A 545-nucleotide genomic window follows, 5' to 3' on the forward strand; every position below is an offset into this window, starting at 1 on the left:
TGTCTGCGCCAGAAAACGTCTTATTGCTGCTTTTTCACAATCATTTTTTGTGGAACCATCCTGTCGGCAAATCGCTTCCGGCGCTAAAGGAATGACGGTTTTTCTGGGCGAATGGATGATACAGCCGCCTATAGTATTGTGGTAAAAGGTTTGATTTTTCTTGCCCTCGTTTTTAATGCAGCAGTCATCACATCGGCAGGTTCCCGAATAAAAGAGGCGTCGGGAATTGCTGTGACAACTGGTTTATCCTTGCAGGAACTCTTCAAGCCAGTCATGGTGGTTGTTGACCCGTTCTGACCCGGTCGCAGGTAAATCAAAATCCGGCGACAATAAATCCGATTCCCAAATGTCAATTCCGTTCAGTCCAAGAGGGTCTTCTTTTCTGCATTCCAAGGCTGAATGCCAAGCGTTTTGTGTTTGTTTATCCACATCATAATGGTTGATCTTTTGGAGAACACTCATTAACTGCGGAAGTATCATCTCTTTCCGATAGGGTTCCAATAGTTCAAGTTCTCTATTCCCCAATACCGGAAAACGATCCAGCT

The 545-nt window shown here is 44.8% G+C and carries 1 protein-coding gene; it reads right to left on the minus strand.

The genetic code is table 11. The features are described from left to right. Positions 1 to 243 precede the first annotated feature (243 nt). The coding region (locus J7439_RS26060) for a hypothetical protein (RefSeq protein WP_209204967.1) at positions 244 to 545 on the minus strand (302 nt) is incomplete at its 5' end.

Origin of the sequence: Salinisphaera sp. G21_0 (assembly GCF_017744115.1) — a bacterium.
Lineage (GTDB): Bacteria > Pseudomonadota > Gammaproteobacteria > Pseudomonadales > Endozoicomonadaceae > Endozoicomonas.